The organism is Massilia mucilaginosa, assembly GCF_011682145.1.
Lineage (GTDB): Bacteria > Pseudomonadota > Gammaproteobacteria > Burkholderiales > Burkholderiaceae_D > Telluria_A > Telluria_A mucilaginosa.
This window is the reverse complement of record NZ_WHJH01000233.1, coordinates 1-384: the sequence shown is the minus strand read 5'-3', so window position 1 is coordinate 384 and position 384 is coordinate 1. Positions and strand designations below refer to the sequence as shown.

The 384-nt window shown below is 60.9% G+C and carries 1 protein-coding gene; it reads right to left on the bottom strand.

The annotated features are described in order from the left end of the window. Positions 1-384, bottom strand: a 384-nt coding sequence (locus F2P45_RS34650; RefSeq protein ID WP_166882706.1) for a DDE-type integrase/transposase/recombinase, incomplete at both ends; no start/stop codon positions are given.

Sequence of the window (384 nt, the reverse complement as noted above, 5' to 3'; positions counted from 1 at the left end):
TGCCCGATGAGTGCTTCGGCGAGCAGGTCCGATTCACGATCGGCGATCATCCAGCCGACCACGTAGCGGCTAAAAATATCGAGTATGACGTACAGATGGAAATGTGCCGACTTGACCGGCCCCTTCAACTTGGTGATATCCCACGACCACACCTCACAGGCCCGCGTGGCGAGCAGCTCGGGCCGCGCATAGGCCGGGTGTACCAACTCGTCACGGCGTCCACGCGTGCCGCTGCAGGCACGCAGGATGCGGTAGAAGGTCGACACCGACGCCAGGAATATCCCTGCATCGAGCAGCATGGCATACGCCGTGCGCGGTGCAACGTCGACATACTCTGGCGAATGGAGTACATCGATGATCTCCTGCCGTTCAGCCTCGCTCAGC